Origin of the sequence: Tritonibacter sp. SIMBA_163, assembly GCF_046535935.1 — a bacterium.
GTDB classification, from domain to species: Bacteria; Pseudomonadota; Alphaproteobacteria; order Rhodobacterales; family Rhodobacteraceae; genus Epibacterium; species Epibacterium scottomollicae.
This window is the reverse complement of sequence record NZ_JAWJBP010001495.1, coordinates 1-231: the sequence shown is the minus strand read 5'-3', so window position 1 is coordinate 231 and position 231 is coordinate 1. Positions and strand designations below refer to the sequence as shown.

The 231-nt window shown below is 53.2% G+C and carries 1 pseudogene; it reads right to left on the bottom strand.

The features are described 5' to 3' along the window. A pseudogene (locus R0J92_RS27265) lies at positions 1–148 on the bottom strand (sensor histidine kinase); the annotation flags it as partial. Between the last annotated feature and the right edge of the window lie 83 nt (positions 149–231).

The window sequence follows — 231 nt, the reverse complement described above, 5'->3', positions numbered from 1 at the left end:
CTTCGATTTGAGAAATCCCCAAGAGTGCATGAAACGTCCCGATCAGATCGTCAGCTGCCTCAATAGCTTGGGACACTTGCCCACTCAGGTCATCACCGAGTTCCTCGGACTGGCCAATGGCTTCGCGCCTTTGTCGCAGGCGTTGCATTGGTGTGCGCAGGTCATGCGCAATATCTGCTGCGATCTGGTTCTGGCTTTCCACCATTTTTTCAAGCTGGCTTATGGTGCTGT